Genomic DNA, 25456 nt, shown 5'->3' with positions numbered 1-25456 from the left:
TTGCTTACCCGTATAACCGATCTTTCTTTACTTTACAGCCTCCATAAGCATATAGATGACTTTCGCACCTTCCGCCCGGGTGGCCTGCTTATCCGGAGCGAACAAGTCGCCGCCTTGTCCTTCCAAAAAGCCGAGCGCAGCCGCTTGCGTGACCGCATGCTTCGCCCATTCGCTTATTTGGCTGGCGTCTTTGAATGCTGGATTGATAATGACCGGCCCCGTGCCGCTGCCGTTCTTGAATTGATACGCATTAACCAGGATAACCGCCATCTCTTCACGGGTAATGCGGCGGTTTGGATCAAATTTCCCATCGCCTGACCCTTGAATGATTCCGGCTTCGACTGCAGCCATAATCGCATCCTCATACCATATATCCTTCTTCACGTCGGAGAAGGATTCGGCTGTTCCGCTTGGCTTCAAGCCGAGCACGCCTGCGATTAGCTTCACGAATTCTGCCCTTGTCGTAGCCGTACCAGGCTTGTAATGATCCGCATCCACACCGTTTATGACCTCATGGAAGGAAAGCTCCTGAATATAATCGAAAGCCCAGTGGGTTTGCGCTAAATCGACGAACGGTTTGTTATACTCCAAGACTGCATAGATGCCCGGTTTACTAATATCCGCCGCATAAATGCCATTCTCCAAGCGGCTTTCTACCCGCTGAAGCGAGCCGTCAGATCCAATCAAGTAAATCGCGGCTAAACGGGAATTGCGCACGCCATTCGCTTCAAGCGACAGCACGGCTTTGCTTTCAAGCTGTTCCATGGCTGCCGTTTTCCCGTCCTGCTGTACGACGGCTGCCGTTACCTCCACAGACGAGCCGGCTTTCCCGAGGTAAGCTTGCTGCGCCGCGGAAGCAACTGCTGCTTTAATCGAAACGAGCAGCTGGTCGCCTTTGGAGTACTTGGACAAAAACGCTGTAAAGTACGCTCCAGGAAGAGTGATATTGTCCTCGCCGTTCTTAATCGTTAGATTGATATTGCTCAGCTGCTGCAGCGCATCTGCGGTAAATAATACGGAACGCTGCCCATCTGATAACGTGACCGTTACTTTGCCGTCGCCGTCCGGATCGGAAATCGCCGCAGGTTTCACGACGAGCGTGTCAGGCCCATAGCTGCCATTGCCCGTATCTACGGTACCGTTGCCGCCGTCACCGCCGTTTACGTTTGGCTTGCCGGTTGATAGGGACCAAATATCGGATACGGCTGTTCCTCCATACGGGTCAGCCGCCGCCGCATACCAGCTATACGTTTGCTCACCGGCTAGTCCAAGCCAGTTGACGGAAGCACGCGAGCCGCTTGCCACTTTTTTCTGGCTGCCGATAAGCTCCTTCGTGTATACGTTTAAGCCAATATAATCCGTAGCTACCTGCTTGTCAGGAGCAATCGGTAGGAATGGAAGATCAAAGTTATCATGTCCCGGGTCTTCATAGTAGTTCTCGTCATTTTTGTATGGCGAATAAGTAGACACATGGATTTTCTCGTTCGCCGTATCAAATTCCAGGAAGCGGATGAAACCGCCGCCGCCTTCCTGTCCGCTTTGATAGTCGGCGAGCATTTCCACGACAACGCGTCCGTCAGGCGCATGTTTGACATTGTAGGCCGCACCGTGAATATGGCCGCAGAGCACCATGAACACGTTGGGATTATTCGCGACGACTTCCGTCCATATTTTCTCTCCGTCGCCGGAATATGCACCGCTCGCGGAAATGTATTCATGCGTGGCAATGATCGCATGGCGGTCAGGATACTTAGCCAATACTTCATTCGCCCATTTAATCGTGTCCGCTTCGATCCCCCAGCCAAAATACATGATGATAAAATCTTGCCCGCTTGCGGAAATCAGATCGTAATGATCGCGGTTATTGTTAGGGCTGTCCCCGTAATAAGGCTGATCCTCATAACGGTCCTTGCCGAAATATTTGTAATACTCCATATAATCGGCTGCTTCATGGTTCACGTCGTGATTGCCCGCAACGACGCCGTAAGGCACGCCGGCATCCTCAAGCACTTTCTGGCTGTCGCTCGCCGTTTTCCATTCATCCGGACGGTCCCAATCATCGACGAGATCCCCGGTATGAACGGAATACGCGATATTGCGGATATCCTTCTGATTCGCGATATACTGCGTCATTGATTTATAAATATAAGGATAAGAATCCGAATAATATTGCGTATCGCTTATCCAAGCGAACGTGAATTTTTCTTGCGCCGACGGGATTAGATCTTGAACTAGCACGTGAACGATTTGATTCCGAACCATATCGCCGACATTCACTTTTGCGCGCAATTCGAAATCGGTCTCGCCTACCCCCGAAGCGGCGCGTTCCCATACTTCCGTATTGTAATTCCACGTATAAAGCGTGACCTGCCTTCCCGGCATGGAATGGCCCTGCCATACGACTTCGACCTCGCTGTCGGCGGCAAGCTCACCTGCAACCGTAAAGTCAAAGCGTTGATACGGGAACTTCTCCTGGTCGTTATTCGTGAAATAACGGCCATCCAGCTTGCTGAGCTGCTCGATTTCGTTCGGCGTCATCGCCGTTTCCCCTGCCGGCGTCAGTTCGAGCGGCGGCTCGCGATCCACAGCATTCCAGTACGCAGCCTTTGTGCTTGTTTCCGAGAAATCGTACCGGTAGCCTTTGTAAAACGTAACGTCCATCGCATCGCCGTTCGGATCCGTTACCTTCACGCTTAGGTTAGGGTTCGTTCCGGTTTCAGACGCCTTATCGGCAGGCGCGGGTTCGCTTGGCTTTTCCGGATTTTCGGTTTCAATCAAGAAGGTAACCGATTCCTCCGATACGTTGCCTGCCTTATCCGTTACCGTTACCTGAAACGTGTGTGCTCCTTCTTTCCATCCCGCGATTTTCATCGTAGACGGAACAGCGACCTGCTGGCCGTCGAGCGTTCCGGTGATCGAAGCAATGCCGGACACAGCATCCGAAGCATCGGCAGCGAGCGACAGCGTATCGCGGTAAACCTTACCCTCTTCAAGAGATAGGCCTGCGATGACAGGCGCTGTATTGTCGACAATAATCTTCGATTGCGCCGTTCCGCTGTCCGAAGAAAGCAACAGCGTATGATCGCCGTCAAGCAGAGCAGCGGTATCGATCTCGGCGGACACGGCATTGAATGCTTCAACCGGCAGCGTAACCGTGTACTCGACCAGCTGCTTGGCTGCCGCATCATTCGAACTGCCGTCACCGATGGCTGTCCGCGGAGCGTTCAAATCGACATTCGTATAGGAACCGTTGGCATTTAGAATTCGTCCCGATTCAATCGCCAGCTTGTCACCGTTCCACAAAACGACCTGAACGCTTTGGATCGTAAAATCATCGTTATTGCCTTCCTGTTCCGTTGGGCTTTTTCCGTTCCCTGCAGTCAACGTAATCGTATTGCTGCCTGTTCGCAATAAGTTTGCCGCAAGCGGAACGGCAATTTGAATATATTTACTGCTGCCCGGCAATAAAGCAGCATATTCGCCGTTTATATACAGCCCGTTTTTGAAAGACGCTTGCATGTCGTTTACTTCGAGCAGCAGAAAAGCGTCGCTTTGCATCGTTTTGGATGTGCTTAACGGCATGCTATCCATTTCTAAAGTCAATGCAGCCGCTGGATCTTGGCTTGCGCCTGACACACGTTTCTTCCCGCTGATAATCTCTCCGTTTTGCAGATTGATTTGCAGCGGAGCTTGCTCGGAGGTTTCATATTTCAGCTGGTAAGGCTGGCCTCCATTTCCGGACAGCGAGCTTGCGGTTTGCAATCCGTCCGTTGCTTCGAAATAATAATCGACCGCGTCGGCATTCAGAAAATGCTGCGCAAGCACGCCTTCGGATTTATAAACATGATCTGACGTCCGTGACATATTAACGCTGCGATATTCCGTTTCATTGCTGCGCTTATAGAATAAAGTCACTTTCTTCACTTGCCCATTATCGGTTACCGTCGTTTCGAGCGACAGATTGCCCCGGGCTTGCGGGTCAGCGGCTGAGGAATGCGTAATAACCGGCTGTTCCGTATCCGCCTCCAGCTGAATCGCATCGGCAGGAACTTGTCCGCTGAGCAGCTGCCCCGGCGTCGATGCTTGCTTAAAGCCGCGCTCGACCATCCGATTGCCGCCGTCTTGCGGATATTCGTATACGATCGACGTGCCGTCATCGAAGGCTTGATCCTCCGCTATACTGAACCAGGCCTGCGAGACAATATCTCCCGCATCGGTTGTCAATACAATTCGGCCTTCTTCGCTATTGGACATGCCGTCAGCGAAAAGTACCGCTACGCGCGAGCTGTCGAAGCTAATTTTATGATGGCTGAGGAAATCCGTGACCGGCTTGTCTTTGCTCGCTGCCGACTGCACCCAGATCAAACCGGTTTGCTGTGCCGGAATAACCGTGTCCGTATTGATATCCCAGGCCACGTAATCGCCATAGCGGCTCGTATAACGGATATGATAGTCTTTCAGCTGAATGGAGCTGTTCGTATTGTTGTACACTTCCACGTACTCATAGGCATCGCCGCCTTTATTGTCAGGCAGCACTTCCGTAATAAGAAGCGGCGATGCAACCGGCTGAAGCGTATCCGTCACTTGGAACTTCAACGTATTATTTGCCGGATAACGAACCGTATTGGCACCGTCAGCCGCTTCGAAGTAGTAGAGAATCATGCCTGCGCCGAGCAGCTTATCCTTAGTTAACAAAGCGCCATATACGTCCTGAACATCGGTCAGCGTCATTGGCAATGACGTGAATTCAGGCGCATCCACTTTTTTGTACATGAGCTTCACGCTCTCAAGCTTCTGATCGTCCCTTACCTTGGCGGTAAGGACCAGGTCTTCCGCAACCGTCGAAGAGAACGGCCTTTCATGCTCAACCGTCGGCTTCAGGAAATCTTCGGGAATCGTCATTCCCGCCTCCGGCTGCTGCTCGGCCAGCAGTCTGCCTGGCGTTGCCGGCTTCACTTTGGAGCCGATCTTCGCCATCATCGCATTGCCGTCTGCATGGGCTTTGTAAATGATGCTGGAATGGTCCAAGTTGTCATGGGTACCGCTTTCGACAAAGCTGGAACCGTCTGCGCTGTCATTGTAACGGGCAGTTGCAATAACCTCGCCCGCATCGGTAGCGATCGAAACGCTTCGTCCGGAATCGTTTTTAAAATTATAATTGCCGAATCTTATGATTTGGTCTTCCGTCAAGCTGGTTCCGTAATTGGCGTTAAAACCCGCAAGGTCACCGCTTGACCCTTCAATCCAGTTCCACAGCACGACGGTTTCCCCTGGCTGCAGCATCTTTTCCGTCTTCAAATCAAGCTGAACCGGCGCAGTGGCCAGGTTCGGATAGCCGTATAAGACCTTATATTCGTTCAGCGGAACCGTCCGATTGCTGTTGTTGTAAAGCTCGACATATTCCCAGCTTTCCGGCAGGTCTTTGCCGGCAGCGCGTGCATTCGAAACGATTTCCGTAATTAGCAAATAAGGGCCTTTGCCTTCCACCGGCTCAATATTCAACGTGTAAAAGTTAGCGGGATCTTCCGGACTGCGTACAGCCGAAGTTCCGTTATTCGCTTCCAAATAATAGGATAGGCTTGTCCTGCCGTTCATGGCCGTTTTTGGGATAACGCCCGAGTATGCGGCTGTACCGTCCACATTCGGACCGCTTGTCAGGGGAACCGGCACGAAAGCGCCGTCTTCGCCTTCATAGTTCAAGGTCACGTTCGGAACGCCATTGCTCTCGTATACGGAAGCCGTAACGGTATAATCTTGCTGCTCGATCGGTGTTGTATTCGGTACAAAGGTAATGACCGGCTTTTCTGTCTCGCTTGCAATGGCAGCTTGTCCAGCATCGCCCTGCAATGAACCGATATCCTCCGCAAACGTTGACGGAGCAGGAACCGTACCCGCAAAAATAACGGCTGCCGCAATCATGACCGACATGATTTTTTGCGCCGTTTTTCTTTCCTTGCCCTTCAATTTCAACTTCAATCAACTCTTTTCTTTAGATTGTAATTGCCTTATGCACGAACACTAATCCTTCAGCCTCTCTCTTCAGGATTTATTTTCCAAACTTAATGATAGGAACAAAAAATCAGAGCTGTATTATCGGCGTTTGAAGTTATTGTTAATTGGAAATGGTTCCAGATGCAGCATAAAAAAAACCATAACATGCAGCACCTAATCAAAGGCCTGCTGCAGCATGCCATGGATTTCTTGTTTGCATTAACCCGGAAAATCTGTAATAATCCCGTCCACGCCAAGCTTCTTCATCCGCTCCATATCCCGTTCATTCCTTACGGTCCAGGCCATTACCTTACGGTTGCGTTTATGGATTTCCCGTACGAGCTCCCCGTCAAGCAGATCATGGCTGTAGTTGATGTAGGACGAGTATGAAGCGAGTTCATCCAGCGTCCCGGCAGGCAATGGATGTTGATCCTTGTGAACCAGAACCGCAACGGGAATTTCGGGCAGCAGGGCATGCATTCTACGAATCGATACGCGGTCGAAAGATTGAATAATAATGGCTGGGCTGTTTTCAATGTTCGCCATTCGCTGTAAACGATCCGTATCTCTTAATCCCGCGACTTGTAGCCCTTGCCCGTACCGCCGTACGGCATCCGCTACTTTTTCTTCAATGCCAGGATAGAGCGACGGTTCTTTTATCTCGATCAACAAGCCAATTTTCCCAGCGAATCGGCTCATCACTTCTTGAAAGGATAAGATCGTTTCATCCGCATAATCCGCATGGGAGTAGCTTCCCGCATCCATTCCTTGCAGCTCGCTGAGCGTATAGCGGCTTACATTGCCTGTGAAAGCCGTCGTTCGATCCACCGTAACGTCATGGATGACGACAAGCTCTCCGTCTTTGCTCATTTGTACATCGAATTCGATGAAATCGGCGCCCATCCGCTCGGCCAGCTCGAAGGCAGCCATCGTGTTCTCGGGGGCATAACCGGAAGCCCCGCGATGCGCGATGATAAGAAACCCCTCTGCCGAATGGGAACCGGCTGCAGACATCGTTAGTGCCGCACTGCATAGGATGAACAATACCAATCCGATCTTACGCCATACCACGGATGCTCTTCGACTGGCCATTGCTCCTCCTCCTTTTTTCTTAAGTGTGAAGCGCCGGCTTACGAATTAACGCGATCCTTTCTCACGATTCGAAGCACGCGGTCCGGATGATTCGTCGTAATGCGCATATCGGGGTATTGATCGATGATACGGGCAAGAATCTCCGGGTCATCGACCGTCCACACGCCTATATCGATGCCGTTCTGCATCATCTCTTCTACGAAATCGCTCGTAATGAATGCGTAATGCATGGACACGCTCGCAGCTCCCGTATACCGAAGCTGTTCGATCAGAAGCGTAGGCTTGCCTAAGAAAATAAGCCCCGTCCGGATTGTAGGATCGATTTCGTTCGCACGCTTCATCGAATCATGATCGAAGGAAGAGAGATGGACCTCCTCCTGCATGCCGCAGCGCTGAATGATCGCAATCGCTTTCTCTTCGATGCCTTCATACTCGTCGCCCATCGACTTCAGCTCCACATGAAGCTTGCAGCGTCCTTTGGCAAGCAGAAGCACCTCCTCCAGCGTCGGAATCCTCTCTCCTGCGAACGATGGAGCAAACCAGCTGCCCGCATCCAATCGGCGCAATTCTTCCAAGGTAAACGCTTTGACAGAACCCGTACCGTTCGTTGTCCGGTCCAGCACATGATCGTGAATGACGACGGGGATTCCGTCCTTAGACAAGTGCACGTCGAGCTCGATAATCGGAATATCCGGGTCCGTCATAGCCAGCTTGAAAGCTGCGATCGTATTCTCGGGCGCTTCTCCCGACCATCCGCGGTGTGCAACGATTGTTATCATATGAACTCATTCCTTCCGCACTTTTATTTAACCCCGTTATAAACAAATGCCTTAATGATCTGACGCTGGGATAGGAAAAACACGACCAGAATCGGAGCGACCAGTATCATGTTGCCGGCCATCAGAATGTTCCATGTCGTTACGCCCTCTACTTCCCTAATCTTGGCGATGCCGAGAGGCAGCGTTCTTGCCGTTTCGTTCGTTGTCATGACGAGCGGCCAGAAGTAGTCGTTCCAGTGGGCAATAAAGCTGAATAAAGCAAAGGTGATGAGCACCGGCTTTACCATCGGCACCATAATTTGCACAATGATTTTCCACTCGGCTGCTTGATCAAGCCTTGCCGCTTCAAGCAGTTCATCCGAAATTTGCATGAACGCCTGCCGCAGCAGGAAGATGCCAAACGCGCTCGAAGCAAACGGAAGAATGAGCCCGAGATGCGTATTCAGCAGCTTGAAGGCGCTGAGCTCCAAGTAAACCGGAAGAAAGATGAGCTGGGCCGGAATCATCAACGTCACCATAACGATGCCAAATAGAAAACTTGAGCCTTTGAATTTATACCTTGCAAAAGCATAAGAAGCCGGAATAATCGTCAGCATCTGCAAAACGAGTATGCCTACCGCGATAATGACGCTGTTCATGAAATAACTTAGGAAAGGCCCCGTGTTCCAAGCGTCAGCGTAATTTTGCCAAACCATTTTATCCGGAATCCATTCCGGCGGAAAAACCATCGTCTCCGGCAGCGTCTTCAGCGAGGTGGAGAACATCCAAATAAAAGGCATGGCGAAAATCAGTACCAGCGCCAGCAGCCCTATTACATTACATACACGCAGCGCGGCCCATAAAGCTTTTTGCAAAATCACCCGTTTACTGCGTATGAAAGTCAACTTGTCATCGGCGGCAGCCAAAGCGGGCTTGCTGCCGATTGAACGGTTTACGGCTTTCAAGACCTCCACTCCTCTCTAACGGTAATGAACGCGATTCGACAGCAGCTTGAAATAAATCAATGTTAATATCCCTACGATGACCAGCAGAATGACGCCTGCAGCGGAAGCATAGCCGATCTTGAAAAACCGGAAGCCGTATTCGTAAATGTAATACACCAGCGTGTTGGTCGAATTGACCGGGCCTCCCTGCGTCATGATCGCGATGGTCTCGAATACTTGGAACGATCCGATCATGTTGATGATCACAAGGAAAAAGATCGTCGGCGACAGCATCGGCAGAATCAGCTTCGTGAATGTGGTCCAAGGTTTCGAACGGTCCAAGGACGCTGCTTCGTAAATATCGGCCGGTATGCTCTGCAAACCCGCAATAAACACTAGGGCGTTGTATCCGAGCCCTTTCCAAACGGCTACCATGACCAGCGAGATCAACGACGTGCTCGGATGGGACAACCAGTCCAGCTTGCCGAAGCCAAAGAGTCCGATCACCCAGTTCAGCAGGCCGTATTCGGGATCCATCAGCCAGCTCCACAGCAGCGAGATGGACACAAGCGAAATGATATGCGGGCTAAAGATAGCCCCCTGCACGAACCCGTGGAAGAAGCTCTTCCCATTCAGCCATAACGCAAGCAGCAAAGCGAAACCTGTCGTCAGCGTTACCGTCATCACCGTATAGATCGTCGTGTTGGTGAGCACCTGCCGGAAATCCGGCTCCGAGATCAGATCAATAAAGTTCTGGAAGCCTACGAATGTCTTGGTCGGGCTGATAAAATTCCAATCGAACATACTCAAATAGATCATGTAAAAGATCGGATAGATGAAGAACAACGAAAAAATGATAATAGCCGGTGCAACCATGCCGTAAGGACGCAGCTTTCCCCATACGGTCATATCAGATCCCTCCAGCAGCAATCAGACTTTTCGTGCCGGCCTGAATGCCTCGGAGCCGTTCTCCGCTCCGCCCAAAATAATAGAGATGTTCATGCGGAACCGTAACCTTCACATGCTCGGCAGTCTCAACCGGGGTTAAGAACGTTTTGACAAAAAAGATGCCAGCCTGCGCTTGAATCTGATAAATATGCTCCGCGCCCAGGCTCTCGCGGGTTAATATCTTGCCTTCTATGACAAACCCTTCGTCCGCCGCGTTTCCGCCGAGGAGCGCCTGCTCGGGACGGAACCCGACACAGCCGATGCTGGCGTTCGTCTGAATATCCAGTCCATGGACATCCGATCTATTTATCATGTTCATGGCTGGAGTTCCGATGAACTCCGCGGTAAATCGATTGGACGGATCGTGATAGAGCTTCATCGGCGAGTCGGCCTGCTGAATGACCCCTTTGTTCATCACCACAATCTCATCACCCATCGACATGGCTTCTACTTGATCATGCGTTACGTAGACAAAGGTGGTTCCAAGCCGCTTATGCAGCTGAATGAGTTCCGTCCTCATCTGGTTGCGCAGCTTGGCGTCCAGATTGGAAAGCGGCTCATCGAGAATGAACACCTTGGGTTTCTTCACCATCGCCCGGGCGAGGGCAACCCGTTGACGCTGTCCGCCGGACAGGTGCTGCGGCTTCTTGTTCAGATGCGGCGTTAACCCGACAATCTCCGAAATATCCTGTATCAGCTTCTCGCGCTCGCTTCTCGGAATCCCTCTATTCTTTAGGCCGAATTCGATATTGCCGCGTACGGTCATCGTTGGGTACAGGGCATAATTTTGAAAAACCATCGCGACGTCACGCAGTCCAGGCGGGGTATCGTTCACGCATTTGCCGTCGATCCATATTTCTCCGGATGACTGCTTCTCCAGCCCGGCTACCATGCGAAGCGTCGTCGACTTACCGCAGCCGGACGGTCCTACGAGCACGGTAAACGAGCCGTCCTTAATCGTTAAATTCAGATCTTCAATGACGGTTTCATCTTTGAATTTCTTGCTGATATGCTTCAGTTCGATCTTCGCCATCCGATATTGGCCTCCTTGTAATGGATTTCCGAATCGCTTGCATGAGCTGCGCCAGCTCATCGAGAGATGTCAACCGCAAATCCCAGATTTCCGGATCACTGCTCGGGTAAGGGGATATAAAGCAGGTTCTGCCGCCCTTACGCTTGACCGGATGCAAATCATTCCACGGGTTATCCCCAATCGACAAAATCTCACGTGCCTGATACCCCTGTGCAAGCAGCGTGGAGATATAGTTATCCATCCCTAGCGGCTTCTCGGCGCCGCAATACACTTCCTCGAACAAATGACGGATTTTCATGTAATTCAGGAAATCGATTCCGGATTCCAAAAACGTATTCGTCATGAGAATGATTTGATGGCTAGCCGTAAGCTCCTCTATGGCTTCAAATAAACCGCTGTGCAGTTCGAACTGATAAGGTTCGAGGAGCATCTCCCTGCGAACACGCTTGAAAGCCGATTGCAGCTTCTCTTCGGGAAGCTTGTATTTATGGCTGACGACTGCCGCGATTCCCCACGGATCGCCAATTTGAATCAGATGATGGGCTTGCGAGGACAGCGGTCCGTACGCGAGTGCGCGCTCTTCAATCGCGGTGCCCTCCCATGTATAGCCTTGAATGAAACCATCCTCGTTCCGCACCAGCGTCAAATCGTCCTGCTTATGATAGAAATGTCCGAATTGGAAGGGATGCTTCCCCGTCAAAATGTCCCTGCCCGCGCTAATGGCAGCCTCTGTCTCCCCCTCGTACTCCGTTCCTGCCAGCAAATGGCGAATATACCGTTCCAGAAACTTGTCTTCCTGATAGAGCGTGCCGTCCATATCAAAAATAATGATTTTTATGTCAGACAACCATTTTTCGTTGATCATAGGATGTACCTCTCAGCTTATATAATGGGAGGAAGAGGGCTTTCAAGCCTGATGCCCTCTCCCGGCGGAACAGTTGTCATCGCGAAGCTTTCCTTATTTGCTAAGCAGCTTGTTGGCTTTCTCCGCAGCTTGGTTAAGCGCGTCCTGCGGAGTCGTATTTGGATCGATAATGGCCTTTTGAATCGATTCCTTGATCATTTTTGCGATTTCCGGATAAGCGTTCTCCATCGGACGCGGCCTTGCATATTCCAATTGGTCCACGGCTACCTTGAACTGCGGATACTCTTCAAAATGCTTCTTCAGCTCATCGCTCTCCACAGCGGATAGACGGGTCGGCAGGTAACCGACATGCTTATGCTGGTAGATCGTATTTTCTTTGGAAGTCATCCATTTGATAAATTCCCAAGCCGCTTCCTTCTCTTCATCGCTGCTCTTTGACGTCATCACGAGCTGACAGCCGCCGGTCGGAACGCCGTAGCTGACGTTAGCAGGCATAAACGCCGTTTCCAATTCAAAGCCGTTGCCCTTTGCGATTTCGAGGCTGCCTGTTACGCCGGCAGTGGAGCCGAACTTAAAGGCAGACACTTGATTTGCCCAATCTTTATCCGCTGTCGCTCCCGCTTCATCGCCTACAGGCATTTTGATAAGCCCTTCACTGGTGAGCTTCTTCCAGAACTCTACCGGCGCCACGCCTTCTGGCGAGTTGAACGCAGCCGATTTGCCGTCTTCGCTAAGCATTTGTCCGCCGCTTTGGGCAACCAGGCCTTCATAGAACCAAATATCGGCCGCTACCGTCATGCCTACTTTTCCCTTCTCCTTCAACACTCGGGAATACTGTTCAAGCTCATCCCATGTTTTAGGACCGGCCGGATCAAGACCGGCGTCTTTCAGCATCGTGACGTTTTTGTACAAAATCGGGGTGCTGCGCATAAACGGAAGCCCGTACAGCTTGTCGTCTACGTAGGCGTTGCCCATTAGACCGGGATTAAAGTCTTCAAGCTGAAGCTGATCCTTATCTCTCTCCGCGTAAGACGTCAGCTCTTCCAGCATGCCGGAGCGAGCGAATACGCCGGTAGACGCGATTTCGAGGTCGGTAACGGCAGGGGCATCACCTGCTGCGAATGCCGCCTGCACTTTGGCATGAAGATCTTCGTAGTCGCCTTGATGCTCGGCTATCACTTCGATTTTATCCTGGGATTCATTGAACTCTTTGACCATATGCAGCTTTGCCTCTTCAATTTTGTCGCCGAATGCGTACCAATACTTAATGGTGATCTTTTCGGACGCTGCGGCATCCGCGCTCTCCGCGTTAACTCCGCTGCTAGCGTTGCCGCTGTTCGCTGCCGTACCGTTTGACCCGCATGCCGCGAGTACTACTGCCATGAAAATAGCAAGCGTTAGTGCCGTTAACCTTTTAACCATTGTCCAACTCCACCTTTTCCATTTTTAATTGGCTGATGCCTGTCTCTGTGGCCGAAAGCATCAAAAAAAGAAACCTTAATCCTGCCGAGGACATAAGCGTCCGCAGCGGATAAGGTTTCTCCAATGCTCCAACCGATTGCTATTTACTTTTCATAATGAATCATAACCGATGTTTATTAAAACTATGTTATCTGATTGCAAAGATTATATGAATTCATTCTATTGCCGATAGACTATATGATTTGTCTAACTTTCTTCTTGCTTGGTAACGGCTCCGCGCCGCTCCAAAGCTCGGGCTTCGAAGAAGAGATCGCGGTTGCACCGTGCTTTAGGCATTCCTCCGCATGGCTTTGCTCATACAATAAGCCCCCGGTAATAATAGGAATGGAGGTAAAAGCCTTCACCTTGCCGATCATGTCGGGAATCCGGGCAGGCATGACCTCAATGATGTCCGGCTCGGTTTGGCACAAGCTCTTGGCAATATTATCAAGCCCCTCCGTGTCGACGAGGAAGAAGCGTTGAATGGTTAGCAGGCCCAATCTTTTCGCTGTTTTGATTACATTGGTTTTCGTCGAAATAATGCCTGTCGGTTTAATGACCTTCGCCAAGTATTCGAGACCGTAGTTGTCCGTGCTGAGTCCGCCTATCTTCTCGAGATGCAGGAAAATGGGCAGTTGATGGTCCTTGAACAAGTCAACGTAGCTTTTCACGATGCCGATGTGCCCTGTCAGTAGAAAAATGCCGCTTAATTGGCTGCGATACGCCAGCGCAGTTTCGATATGCCTCGGATCTTTAATCGAAGCGATCTTTTTATGCGTGGCGAGCCGTTTCAAGAAAGCGTCATGATGGCCTGCGTTCTTCATCCCTATAACCTCGCTTCTATATTTGCGGTTGCTCCCTCATCATCAAGGAAACCATAATTTCCCGATCCGAATCCTTTCCCCGGGCGTCAGGATTAGGTTTGAAGTGCTTCATATGCTGATGCAGCATAGAAGCATGCTTCTGAACGTCTTCGTCCGCGATATCGATGGCCGAGATCCGAATCTCATTATCCGTAAACTCTAGAATTCGGAATCCGTGCTGATCCAGACAGGCGGATAGCTGTACGAATGTCCAGTTATTCTGCGTGATGATTGAATCTACATGCGTGTGGCCGTTGAAATAGATGCCAACCCCATTTTTCCGGTTCAAAATGCGCCACATATCGATGCTTGGATGAATCGAGCCCTTGTCTTTCTCTGATCTTGCCGTTGTGTTATACACAGGATGATGGCCAAATACAAGCAGCGGCTTCGAGCCCGAAGCTTCGACCATCCTCTCAAGCCATTGCAGCTGTTCATCATCGATCCAGCCGCCCCAGTCTTCGAAATCCAGCTCCTTCGCCGTATCCAGAAAGATCAGCATCGCTTTCTCGGTATCCATGGCGTGATAACGATGCTGGCCCGTAATCTCCAGTACTTCCCTTCTCGTCTGCGTATAGAGATCATGGTTGCCAAGCACGTGAATAAACGTTCTATCCTTAAGCCTTAATAACTCGTATACCTCTTGGAGCTCCAAGGACGATCCCAAATTGGTAAGATCTCCGAGCGATATATGCAAATCTGCGTTGATATCCAGAAAACGTTCAAGCAAGGTATGATAGAATGCTGTGCGCGCCTCCGGCAATCCCAGAATCGAATGATCGATTTCGTGATAATGCAAATCTCCCATTAGTACTAATTTCATCGCGTTTCTCCTCCCGGTTTATACAAATTCGATGCTTCCTCTCTAATGGTATAGGTGAAGTATAGTTTATCTGTTAAATAGGAAAGTAGATTTTGTAAAGGCTTGATCGGAGAGGTGAATGGACCCATCCTATCTCCCTTCGGAAAAACATAAAAAAACCTAATAATTCCATTTTTTTAATGGACTTAACAAAATAATGACGGTATATTGGTGTTCAAGAAACGCGCCGCAGACTACGCGGACAATGGACACAAATGAAAGGCGGGAGCCTCCCTATGTTTACCCTACTTTATCCAATGGTCAAAATTCCCGGCGGAGAAATTGAATTACGAGACGATAGGAAAAAAAGCAAATGGAAGGCCGAAATAAGCCCCTTCCTACTTGCCCCGCATCCCGTGACTAACGATTTGTATTTTGCCAACATCCAAAACCCGTTTATTTCTGTTGACGGAGATCAAACGCCGGTTGTTAATATTTCTTGGCAGGATGCCATTTCTTTTTGTAATGTGCTTTCACGGAAGGCTGGGCTGGAGCCTTGTTATTCCGAAAGTATCGATGGTGAAAGGATCATCTGCGACTGGGACTCCGACGGCTATCGCCTTCCTACGGAAGCCGAATGGCAGTACGCATGTAAAGCAGGAACAGCCGGCTATAGATATGGGGAAATAGACAAGATTGCCTGGTACAATGAAAATTCAGAAGGCAGGATTCATGAAGTAGGCAGTAAGGAGCCGAATGCATGGGGATTATATGACATGCTGGGAAATGTATGGGAATGGTGTTGGGATCTATATGATGAAGAGGTCTATGGCACCTATCGGATTTTTCGCGGCGGCAGCTGGGCTGAAGAGGCCAGAGGCTGCGGGGCAACCTGCCGTCGTCGCAGCCATCCGTCATTTTGCATCGATGACCTCGGCTTCCGTCTTGCCCGGTCTATTCGATTGTAAAGTAATGGCCTGCCAACACAAATCGAATACGATGCGCACGGGTGCCAGAAAGAACATCGTGGAGGGGCCTATTCCAGCCTCTCCTTCATACCGTGATGACTACGTTTCCTTTTTTATGTCCTTTTTCAACATACCTGTGAGCCTCGGAAGTATGCTCCAACGGATAACATCTATCGATAACCGCTTTTATTTTCCCCGCCTCAAAAAGCTCCCTAAGGAAATTTAAATTCTCTTTATTCTGCTTTAATCCCGCCGTCACAAAAACCGCTTTTTTACTCCCGAACTTAGCGGTCCAAGCCATTTGAGCCATAACGGCCAGCGACGGGACCGTTGTAAGATAAACTCCTTTTTGCGTTAACGAATCTTTACACTGTGAAAATGAACGTTTGCCTACCGTATCGAAAATCACGTCATAGCGCTCACCGTTTTGGGTGAAATCCTCTTTGGTATAGTCTATTGCTTTGCTTGCTCCCAGAGTCTTCACCCATTCTGAATTTACGGCACTGCATACTCCGGTAACTTCTGCCCCATAGTACTTGGCAAGCTGCACAGCATACGCGCCTACTGCACCGGAAGCGCCATTAATAAGTACTTTTTGTCCGCGCTGAATATTCGCGGTATCCCGAAGGAACGTCAACGCGGTTGTCGCCCCATCACAGATAGCGGCGGCTTCTTCATAAGTCATGGCAGCTGATTTTATGGCCAACGGGGCGCTTTCAGACAGACATTTGTATTCGGCATAAGCCCCAAAGTTAGCATTGCTCATGCCAAAAACTTGGTCTCCTTCTTTGAATAATTTAATATCTTTGCCGACTGCTTCAATTTCCCCGGCCAGCTCAACCCCCAATATAGGATATTTAGGTCTCATAAGGCCAAACACTATTCTTATAATAAATGGGTCGGCCTTACGGAAGGAGCAGTCCGCTTGCGTTACGATTGCCGCAAAAACTCTTATCCGAACTTCATTGTCCTTAAGAGCAGGTTTTTCAGCTTCTTTGAACTGAAGCACATCAGGTGAACCGTATTCCGGGCATAAGATTGCTTTCATTACCATACCTCCGATTGATCCAGCCCATTTAACGGCGCCGTTCATTTGTGCGACCATAAATTACGCTTAGCTGGACCCTCGCGGGCAGCAATGACCAGGAGGATCTGTGGAGGGGGATGTACCGTTTATTGGATAAAATCGGTATTGACTAACATCAATTATAATAATCGCTGCTCTCCGCCGTCAATAGAAGCGCTCATAAAAATCGAAGAAGAATTATATCCATGGATAGCCCTAATTCCCCGAACCTTCCAATAAAATGCCGTTCCTATTCTCGATTTCCCATTCCAATTGCTTCATGTATTCAATCATAGATGAACATGTTTCTCTTCTAATGGTTCCAGGGACGTCTTTCAATTGAAGCTGGATTGTTTTCTCGAAATCTTTGCTTTTTCTTGTGATCGGGATACATCTCTTTTTCTGGTATTGCACCAGCAGGTTCAGTAATGCTTCCCACTTCTCCAGCTCCAAGGTCAATACAAAGATTTTATATTGGTTATCTGATTCGTAACTGAAATTAAACCTCTCAAAAGATTTCCGGTTTGTTATTTGTGATTGCAGCCCGATAATTTTCGTTTCAATATCCTCAATAATCTCAAACATATCATCATCTCATTTCCGATTCATTAAGGGTTTAGACCACATGGAAAAGAACATGCGTTCCCTCCTTATCAGCATGTCCTTTATTAGTGAAAATAAACTTATTGGATCCGTCGAACCATTTTCAGAAAAAATTTTCCGGAGGTGTCGATTTTTCCGTCTGCGGATCGTCGTCTTCATATAAGCCCAAAACCTCGGCAAAGGAGACCTACCATGTACGCATTCATTTCAAAAGACGGAACCAAAATCGCTTATGACAAATCTGGTCAAGGACCGGCACTCCTACTGGTAACAGGTGCATTCAGCTATCGGAAATTTCCGGGGCAGGTGCAGCTCGCTCAGCTGCTGTCCGAGCATTTCACGGTCTACAACTACGATCGCCGCGGCCGCGGCGACAGCGGAGACACGCAGCCCTATGATATCGCGCGAGAGATTGAAGATCTTCAGGCCTTGATCGATGAAGCCGGCGGCACGGCAAATGTTTGGGGGCTGTCATCCGGCGCGGTTCTTGCCCTGCAGGCTGCAGCGTCAGGGGTAAACATCCAGAAACTGGCCCTGCATGAACCTCCATTCGTGGTCGATGATGCGGACCGCAAGCCGCCGAAAAATTTTACAGCCCATATTAATGAGCTGATTTCCGCTAACCGCCGCGCTGAGGCCATCCAATATTTTATGACCAAGGGTATGGGTGCGCCTTCATTCGTCGTAAGCTTGATGCGCATCATGCCGGGGGTGTGGGCCAGACTCATGGCCGTGGCCCACACGCTTCCCTATGATGCGGCTTTATTGAATGGATATATGGACGGAAAACCGCTCCCTGCCAACTTGTGGAGCAAAGTCACGATGCCGACGCTAGTGCTCGAAGGTACGGAAAGCCCGTCTGCGCTGCGCCATGGTGCCCAAGCACTTGCCCGCGTGCTCCCCTATGCTCAGCTGCTTAGTAAAAAGGGACTCGGCCATACGAAAAAACTCGATGCTAAAATCATTGCAGCCGAGCTTGCGGCGTTTTTTAAAGGTTAGACATCCCTCCCCCTATCCGTTTTGGCAGCATAAAAAAACAGCCCATGACGGGCTGTTTTTCGTTTATTATGGCTTTTTGCGAGTGGAATACTAACTTAGGGAGGTTATTTTTCTATCCCAGATTCAAATGCCGCAGCTTATCCGGATTGCGCACGAGATAAATCCGCTGAACGCGGTCGTCTTTGAACTCCAGGCTGACGACGGTGGGATAAGGCTCGGAGGGACTGCTTAGAACAAAGCCAAGCTGGCCGTTGACTATCACGAGCCTTACGCTTCCTTGTCCGTCGCCCTTGGACGTAAGTCCTTGAATGAATGCGAGGACGCGTTTGCTTGATGTAATAGGATTAATCGCCGCCATGGCTTTACCGCCACCGTCGCTGTACAGCACGATGTCCTCGGCGAGCATCGCGAAGAGCCCTTCCATATCTCCCGTCGCCGTCGCATGGAGGAATCGCAGCACGAGTTGTTCGGACTGCGTGCTGGAGATCTGCTCGGCGGGCGGCTCGTCTTGGATCTTCCGTTTCAAACGGCTGTAGATCTTGCGGCATCCAAGCTCCGTCTTGTTAACGAAATCCGCAATATCGCGATAATCGTATTCGAAGGCCTCGCGAAGAATGAATACCGCGCGCTCTATGGGAGTAAGCCTCTCGAGCAAGAATAGGAAAGCATACGATATCGTATCCTCCAGCACGACCATCTGGAGGGGATCCTGTCCCTCGGCAGAGGCCGCGCCAGGCACGGACGCGTAGTTTTGTACGAGAGGCTCCGGAAGCCAGGGGCCGACGTAAACCTCTCTTTTGTTGCGCGAGGATTTCAAGTAATCAAGACAGCGGTTCGTAACGATTTTGCATAAGTATGCTTTCAGGTTGCGGACGGGCCCGCCTTCCTTATTGCTATTCTGCTGCTGCACCGTTACGAAAGCATCTTGCACCAAATCCTCGGCATGCGTGACAGACCCTAACATCCGGTAGGCTATAGAGAGAAGAAGCGGTCTGTACTTTCGGTACACGGAATCAAGCTCCACGATGCATTCCTTCTTTATCTTGTTCTTTACCGGCTATTATACTCCGAGCAGCCTCTTTCGCGCTAGACAATGATGCATTTAGCAGCATGCCCGAAGATCCGACCCAATCGCCGGCGACATAGAGCCCGGGCCGTCCTTCGACCGCAGGACCGGGTCTGCCCGAGAGACCGCCGTTCGCGGCGGTTACGACAGCATGCGAAACTAGCATTCGCGGCAGGAAGCGCTGCTGAACGACATGCTTGCGCCAACCCGGTTGTATTAAATCGAGAAAGCCTTCCAGCTCGCGTTCATCCTGCAAGGGCTCCGAATCCTTCGAAGCCGGCAAATATTTCATGACATGTATAACCGCGTGTGCCGGATTATCGGAAAACGCGGAAACGGCGGAATGGTTGGAGTAATACCATGGATAATCGGCGCCTAATGCAAATTTCGTTTTTGGTTGAGGCAGCCCGGCAACGACGAGATCCATGCATGCCGCGCGAACGGGAATCAGCTGCTCATAGGCTGCGGCTTCCGCAGGGGTAAGCGCCGGATTAAGGAGAGCCAGCGTATCGGCTGGTCCGGCAGTGGATAACACGTAACTGGCCATCAGCTGCGTTCCATCCTTTAAAGTGACCGTCATTCGGGGATAGCTGCCGGTAATTTCCCGCGCGGGTGAGCCCGTACGGATCGAAACCCCTGCCTGCTGCGCTTGTTCCGTCAGCTTGTTCACAAGCGTTTGCCAGCCTCCGTCCACGTACATCACTTGGCTTTGCTTGAGCTGCTCGAATACGGCGCCGGCGCTTAGCAGCTCCGGAGCATCGCAGTACGTGGACACGCGAACGAGCGCAAGCACGACATTGCGCACGCGCGGACTGGAGATTTGGGATTCCAAATAAGCTTGCAGGCTAACCTTGTGCAAAGCAGCGGTGTCTGTCTTGCGGAGCCGGCTGTAAAATCGAAGCAGTTGGGTTTTCTCATGCCACTTAAGGAACGATCCGAGCAGCAGCTGCGAGAACGGGAGCGCTTCGTTCCCGCCATTTGCGCCTTTGAACACGAAGGTGCTTGTCGGCTTCGGCATCCCTCCAGTGGGTGTAACGCCAACCTCCCGCAAAATAGGGAGCGCGCTCTTATAAAGGGCATGCGCACCTAAGTTTACGCGCGCTGCGGCAATCTCGTTCGAAGCGGCGCGTCCGCCGAGCTTCGTGCCTTTGTCAAGCAGCATTACTTTCCGGCCTGCCTGCGCCAAATAAATCGAAGCGGTTAATCCGGCAATGCCGCCTCCAATAATAACAATGTCCCATTTCGATTCCGTACGATTCTGTGTCATGAATATCAATCCTTTCCGGTCTAATGCATTCATGACGATTAACGGAACTCATTTGTGACAATGCCGTCATTGAAGGCAACAATCGCCGCAGGCTGCGGGTGCCCATATTGGTTAAAGGAACGACAGCCTCCTTCCAATTTGGCGGATATGGTTGACGTCGGCCCACAGGATAAAATAATTGTAGAACGTTTCCCCGATCTGGACTGGGCGGGGATATCTCACAATAAGGGCGGCCTGTGTGTTCATCTCCGCCGGTTGGTCAGCCGACGGAAAAATGAAGCATGCCTCTTGGTTTTGAATCGTTGTCATAACAATGCGAGGAGATGAGCCATATGGCATCAATGGATGAAAAGCTTCGGAACGGCATACCTCGGAAATCCTGTCCCCCGCTGAGATCGCGGATACCTGAAAAAATCCGCTTGGCCCTTCATACCTCTCCTCGCTGACCCGTCGCCAGCTTGCGGGATACGGAAAAGATACCCGGTATACGAAACTCGTGTAGATGTTTTCCGGAATTCTTCTGACGCCAGGAGACCACTGCAAGGCGGTAATCCGGCCGCCTCTGAGGACGATTGCCGGAGCCTTCTCCTTGACTCCGACGATCCACAGCTCACTTGCGCTTTCTACACCCGCGCATCCCGATAAATACGCGATCCTGCCACCGTCAGGCGACCAGCCGACAGTAGTGGCGAAACAGTCGGATACCGCTAACGTCCTTTGGCTCTGACCGGTACGGCTGTCGGTTTGGATGAGTGAATAATAATTCGGCTCCTGATAGGCGGTTGCGCTGTAGGCAATGCTTCGGGAGTCCGGAGACCATGCAGGAAAATAGTTTTTGGCAAGTGGTCCGCCTTCCAGCGTGTAAATATTGCCGGTGGCTAGATCCACCGTTGCAATGATAGAGATGCTCGCACCGGGAAACGTATATAGCGCGAAGGTTCCGTCTGGGGAAAGCCGAACGTCATGGAGCGGTCCGTCGGTATTTTGAGTCATTTGTCTCCGGTCGGTGCCATCGTTCCGAATGCGGAAGAGCTGGGTGTTGCCCGTGGCATCCGGCGCCGCAAAGAGCAGTTCCATCCCCGAAGGGAACCACTGGACATCGCTGGCTCCCGGCTCCCGGATCGCGTAGCTGCTATGTGAGAAAGTATTATAAATGACAATGCTCCCGTTTTTGACATACGCAAGAAAACGGCTGTCCGGGGACCAGTCCAGCAGCGTGGAGGTTTCGATTTGGTCGATTCGGGCGACGGAAAGCGTAACGGTATCCAGCACGTGGACCACGTTGCCGATGCCGATAAAGGCAATCCTCCTGCTGTCCGGAGACCAATAAGGAACGGAAAATTCTGCACCAAGCCCCTGTGTAAGCTGCATCGTAAGACCGTCCTGCGGCCGGTACAGCCAAATGTCGAAATTTCCTCCGCGGTCCGACGTGTAAGCGATCCATCCTTGAACGAGATCATGAGGAACAGCTTGCATAGTTAACACCCTCTCCTGTTACATCTTATGCTTCAGATGTATTCATCGGAGGGCGGTTAGGCGACAATCACCCGGCACCATCTTCACCTTTTCTATTAAACTATACCTGCAAATAAATACCGCTAACAAATTCATTCACTAAAAAATGTTTGTTTTGCAGGCTTGTAATAACTTCGCCGTTAATTTGAACATTGCAAAAAAGAATGTCTGATACCCGCCTCTCCTCATCATAACCGAAGATACGCGAAGGATTGGTGTTTTTGCCGTTATATGTGATATTGCTAAACACAATGTTCTCAATTTGTCTGCCTGGTACCGGATTATAGGTTTGATTCCAGACTACGCGGACATCGAACAGCTGTCCGAGTTCAAAATCTTCCACCCTGATCTGATTAAATGTCACATCGCGAACAGTGTTGTTATCCCCGGCGCATATGGCCATGACCCCCCAATAATTTTCCTGTGGTTCATGATGCTCCAACACATCGATATTTTCGAAACGGATGTTGGCTACGGTATCCCCATTATTTTGGTGATCGCCATGAATGCCCACATGCATGGCATGGGCGACATCCGCCCAAAATACGGAATTGCTGACGGTTATGTTGCGTGAGTCACCATAATATTCACCGCGGCTGCCATAGACCGCTATGCAATCATCGGAGGTCCTCAGAAAAACATCCCGAATATCCACGTTCGAGCTGGCCATCATATCAATTCCGTCGCACCACCCGCGAGTACTGAACGATTTGAAGTTATGGATGCGAATATGTTCGGACTGCCCTATATAAATGCTGTAATGCGGAGGATCAAGCGTGATGATGCCTTCGACTTCAATCTGTTTAGAAAATTGGATCTGTACGCCTCTTAAATAAGTGGTTTTCTCCATATTGGACATATACAACACGCCTCTACCGCGTATAACGATATTCTCTGCATGCTTACAGATCATGGAACCGTAAAGTACAGCGCCTCCGGCAATATACACCGTTGTTCCCGACGGGATATGCAGCATCGGATTTTCAAAATGATGAATCCCCGGCATGAAATAAATCGTTTTTTGCTCTCCGTCAGCAGACTCGGACATACCCCGTACATTTTCGGCGATATCCGCAAATTTATGTGTTCCTGCATGAACACGCAGTACGTTTGCATCGTCCGGCATAGGCGGCGCTGTCTCGATCGGATTAGCGAACAGATGCAAATTGCTAAAGCGTTCCTCATTGATTTCAATCGAAAGCTTGCACGGCCGATCCAATGTAAAAGTGATGGCATCCCCTTCGATTTGAAACGGGATTTGGGCCGACAAAGGGCGAATAACGGCCTGCTCAATCCGCTGCTTGTTGGAAATAACAGTGACCTCTATAGTACCTTCCATATCAAAATAAACCATAGATGCTCTGCGAACATGGTGCATGTCCACCTTCGCTTCAAAAACAAACAGCGATCGCCACGCCCCGCCGGGCTTTCGCGCACTCACTGTAAAATCGTCTATTCCAATAGCCCCATCCGGTTGCCCATAAATAATTAATTCGCTCATCTCTACCTCCATTACGCAAGGGTTCTTATGCTTCAGGCATCAATAAATAGGCTGAAGCCTATTCATGCTCCAGCCTATCATTACTGCTCTATCCCCGTATAAGTCTGCTATTTACGCTCCGCTAACACTTTGCTTACTTCATCGGTTATTTCCTGTCCTCCGGATTTCAACCAGCTTTCTTTGAAACCGTCAAAATCTTTCCCGGTGTTCGCTTCTCCTGTAATCGCCTTAATAACATACGTATCCTGCAATGTTTTCAGATTGCCCCAATATTTTGGTTTGCTTGTCAATACGGCCGGACCCAGTACATCAAGCAACGGCGTGACTCCTACAGTTAGCTTATCCTTCAGATCCAGCAGCTCTTGTTTTGTCGTATGCTTCTGCATCGATACGTCCGTGGAGCTTAACGGATTATAGAAGTTACCTGCTCCCATTTTCGGAGCGGCAACCGCTTCATCCGTTTTGGCAATGGCGAGGTCCCCTTCCATGTCATAGCTTACGCCTAATTGACCGAAGCCCGTCAGCAGAAAACCTTCGGAATCCGTTGCTACATACTCAAGGATTTCCATAATCTTTTGACGTTTCTTATCCTCTTTCTCTAATTGAACGCCGAACAATACAGGCGCCTGTCTTGCGCCATACGCGAAAGAATAAGCAACGCCGTCTGGTGCCGTAAACGGCGTTCCAGGCTGGAATATTTGTCCCTTCTCAAGGCCGGGTTTTGCGACAAATCCTGAATCTTTGTAAAAATTGCCCCACTTCCCGTTATCAACCATACCTATTTTTTGGTCGGCAAATTTAATATTAATCTCGTTATTATCGCTAGTAATGAATTCAGGATCGATAAGACCCGCTTTGTACCATTTGCTGAGTAATGTCAATGCTGTACGCGTCTCTTCCGTTATACCGCCATAAACGACGTTACCGGCTGCGTCCTTCTTGAACTGATATGGCGAAACGCCATGCGCCGAGAAAATGCTGGTAAATAATTGCTCCGTAAGCTTGCCTCGGCCGATCAGGCCATACGTATCCTTCTTCCCATTCTTATCAGGATCGTCATTAACGAATTTCGTAAGTACGTCCTCCACCTCTTCGAGTGTCTTAGGAGGCGCGGAGTAGCCGATATTTTTCAGCCATGCTTCATTGTAGCCCGGGATAAATCCGTCAAGGCCGCCTGGCCAAACTTTCGGAATGCCCCAGTTTTTGCCGTTGTATTGGCCGACACCCCATGCGCCGGAATCAACCGAATTTAATGCTGCCGTAAATTTCGGCATATAGGTCTCAATTTCAGCTTGGTCAATAACCGCAATGATGCCTTGATCTGCCCATTGCACCATATCTGTTTCATTTGCATCAATCGGGAAAATATCGGGAATATCGCCTGAGGCTAGCAGCACCGAAAATTGCTCTTTCCAAGTACCGCGCTCCAATTTGACGTTTTTGATTTTGACATTGAATTTCTTCTCAAGCTCGGTTTGTACATAGTTGCCGTCCTTCTCGGGCGTATTAAAGTTATTTGCCCAAGTAATTTCGATCGACGCCTCTGTTGCCGGCGATTCCCCATTGTTCGTCGACTTCGGCTCGTTGGTACTGATATTCCCCGTATTATTGCTGCTGCACCCGCTCATGACAAGCGATACCGATAGGGCTATCGCAGCAAATCCCAGCCATTTCTTTTTTGTGTGGTTCATTTCTTTTACTTCCTCCCTTTTCT

General features: G+C 50.1%; 19 protein-coding genes. 2 read left to right on the top strand and 17 right to left on the bottom strand.

The genetic code is table 11. From position 1 onward, the window contains the following. Positions 1-27 precede the first annotated feature (27 nt). The 10 genes from MRBLPE1_RS30535 to MRBLPE1_RS30490 form a co-directional block, all read right to left on the bottom strand. Positions 28-5970, bottom strand: a complete 5943-nt coding sequence (locus MRBLPE1_RS30535) for an S-layer homology domain-containing protein (RefSeq protein WP_364153489.1) — start codon at positions 5968-5970, stop codon at positions 28-30. Positions 5971-6210: 240 nt separating this feature from the next. Next, complete coding sequence (locus tag MRBLPE1_RS30530) at positions 6211-7083, bottom strand: glycerophosphodiester phosphodiesterase (protein ID WP_364153486.1); 873 nt, start codon at positions 7081-7083, stop codon at positions 6211-6213. Positions 7084-7121: 38 nt separating this feature from the next. Continuing rightward, positions 7122-7862 carry a glycerophosphodiester phosphodiesterase gene (locus MRBLPE1_RS30525; RefSeq protein ID WP_364153484.1) on the bottom strand — a complete coding sequence of 247 codons (741 nt, stop codon included), beginning with the start codon at positions 7860-7862 and terminating at the stop codon, positions 7122-7124. A 23-nt stretch (positions 7863-7885) separates the two neighbouring features. Beyond that, on the bottom strand, positions 7886-8716 hold the full coding sequence (locus tag MRBLPE1_RS30520) for a carbohydrate ABC transporter permease (protein ID WP_364153650.1): 831 nt from the start codon (positions 8714-8716) through the stop codon (positions 7886-7888). A 105-nt stretch (positions 8717-8821) separates the two neighbouring features. Beyond that, the gene (locus MRBLPE1_RS30515) at positions 8822-9694 is read right to left on the bottom strand and encodes a carbohydrate ABC transporter permease (protein ID WP_364153482.1); all 873 of its coding nucleotides are present in this window, start codon (positions 9692-9694) and stop codon (positions 8822-8824) included. A gap of 1 nt (position 9695) precedes the next feature. Beyond that, positions 9696-10766, bottom strand: coding sequence for an ABC transporter ATP-binding protein (locus MRBLPE1_RS30510; RefSeq protein ID WP_364153479.1), 1071 nt, complete (start codon positions 10764-10766; stop codon positions 9696-9698). Further along, on the bottom strand, positions 10720-11631 hold the full coding sequence (locus MRBLPE1_RS30505) for an HAD family hydrolase (protein WP_364153477.1): 912 nt from the start codon (positions 11629-11631) through the stop codon (positions 10720-10722). The genes MRBLPE1_RS30510 and MRBLPE1_RS30505 overlap by 47 nt, the downstream gene beginning before the upstream one ends. 93 nt (positions 11632-11724) lie before the next feature. After that, complete coding sequence (locus MRBLPE1_RS30500) at positions 11725-13053, bottom strand: ABC transporter substrate-binding protein (RefSeq protein ID WP_364153475.1); 1329 nt, start codon at positions 13051-13053, stop codon at positions 11725-11727. A gap of 233 nt (positions 13054-13286) precedes the next feature. After that, complete coding sequence (locus tag MRBLPE1_RS30495; protein WP_364153472.1) at positions 13287-13916, bottom strand: glycerol-3-phosphate responsive antiterminator; 630 nt, start codon at positions 13914-13916, stop codon at positions 13287-13289. A gap of 16 nt (positions 13917-13932) precedes the next feature. Continuing rightward, positions 13933-14778, bottom strand: coding sequence for a metallophosphoesterase family protein (locus tag MRBLPE1_RS30490; RefSeq protein WP_364153469.1), 846 nt, complete (start codon positions 14776-14778; stop codon positions 13933-13935). Between the two features lie 275 nt (positions 14779-15053). On the opposite strand from MRBLPE1_RS30490, the gene MRBLPE1_RS30485 reads away from it, so the two are divergent. Continuing rightward, entirely contained in the window at positions 15054-15725 is a 672-nt protein-coding gene (locus MRBLPE1_RS30485) for a formylglycine-generating enzyme family protein (RefSeq protein WP_364153467.1), read from the top strand. Positions 15726-15810: 85 nt separating this feature from the next. On the opposite strand, the gene MRBLPE1_RS30480 is transcribed toward MRBLPE1_RS30485, so the two are convergent. Further along, entirely contained in the window at positions 15811-16773 is a 963-nt protein-coding gene (locus MRBLPE1_RS30480; RefSeq protein WP_364153464.1) for an NAD(P)-dependent alcohol dehydrogenase, read from the bottom strand. A gap of 234 nt (positions 16774-17007) precedes the next feature. Then, positions 17008-17376, bottom strand: coding sequence for a hypothetical protein (locus MRBLPE1_RS30475; RefSeq protein ID WP_364153462.1), 369 nt, complete (start codon positions 17374-17376; stop codon positions 17008-17010). 210 nt (positions 17377-17586) lie between these two features. On the opposite strand from MRBLPE1_RS30475, the gene MRBLPE1_RS30470 reads away from it, so the two are divergent. Beyond that, positions 17587-18393, top strand: coding sequence for an alpha/beta fold hydrolase (locus MRBLPE1_RS30470; RefSeq protein ID WP_364153459.1), 807 nt, complete (start codon positions 17587-17589; stop codon positions 18391-18393). A gap of 112 nt (positions 18394-18505) precedes the next feature. Here the strand turns inward: MRBLPE1_RS30470 and MRBLPE1_RS30465 are convergent, their stop codons facing one another. The 5 genes from MRBLPE1_RS30465 to MRBLPE1_RS30445 form a co-directional block, all read right to left on the bottom strand. Continuing rightward, positions 18506-19417 (bottom strand): RNA polymerase sigma-70 factor, encoded by a 912-nt coding sequence (locus tag MRBLPE1_RS30465; protein WP_364153456.1) that lies wholly within the window; start codon positions 19415-19417, stop codon positions 18506-18508. Next, positions 19407-20726: a phytoene desaturase family protein gene (locus MRBLPE1_RS30460; protein ID WP_364153454.1), complete on the bottom strand. Its 1320-nt coding sequence runs from the start codon at positions 20724-20726 to the stop codon at positions 19407-19409. Before MRBLPE1_RS30460 ends, MRBLPE1_RS30465 begins: the two co-directional genes overlap by 11 nt. Positions 20727-20837: 111 nt before the next feature. Continuing rightward, a complete protein-coding gene (locus tag MRBLPE1_RS30455; RefSeq protein WP_364153451.1) occupies positions 20838-22202 on the bottom strand; it encodes a TolB family protein in 1365 nt (454 codons plus the stop codon). A gap of 100 nt (positions 22203-22302) precedes the next feature. Then, positions 22303-23742 (bottom strand): glycosyl hydrolase family 28 protein, encoded by a 1440-nt coding sequence (locus MRBLPE1_RS30450; RefSeq protein ID WP_364153448.1) that lies wholly within the window; start codon positions 23740-23742, stop codon positions 22303-22305. Between the two features lie 107 nt (positions 23743-23849). Next, positions 23850-25433: an extracellular solute-binding protein gene (locus tag MRBLPE1_RS30445; RefSeq protein ID WP_364153445.1), complete on the bottom strand. Its 1584-nt coding sequence runs from the start codon at positions 25431-25433 to the stop codon at positions 23850-23852. Positions 25434-25456: the final 23 nt, after the last annotated feature.

This window comes from Paenibacillus sp. LPE1-1-1.1 (assembly GCF_040676435.1).
GTDB lineage: Bacteria > Bacillota > Bacilli > Paenibacillales > Paenibacillaceae > Pristimantibacillus.
This window is presented reverse-complemented; position numbering and strand designations above follow the sequence as displayed.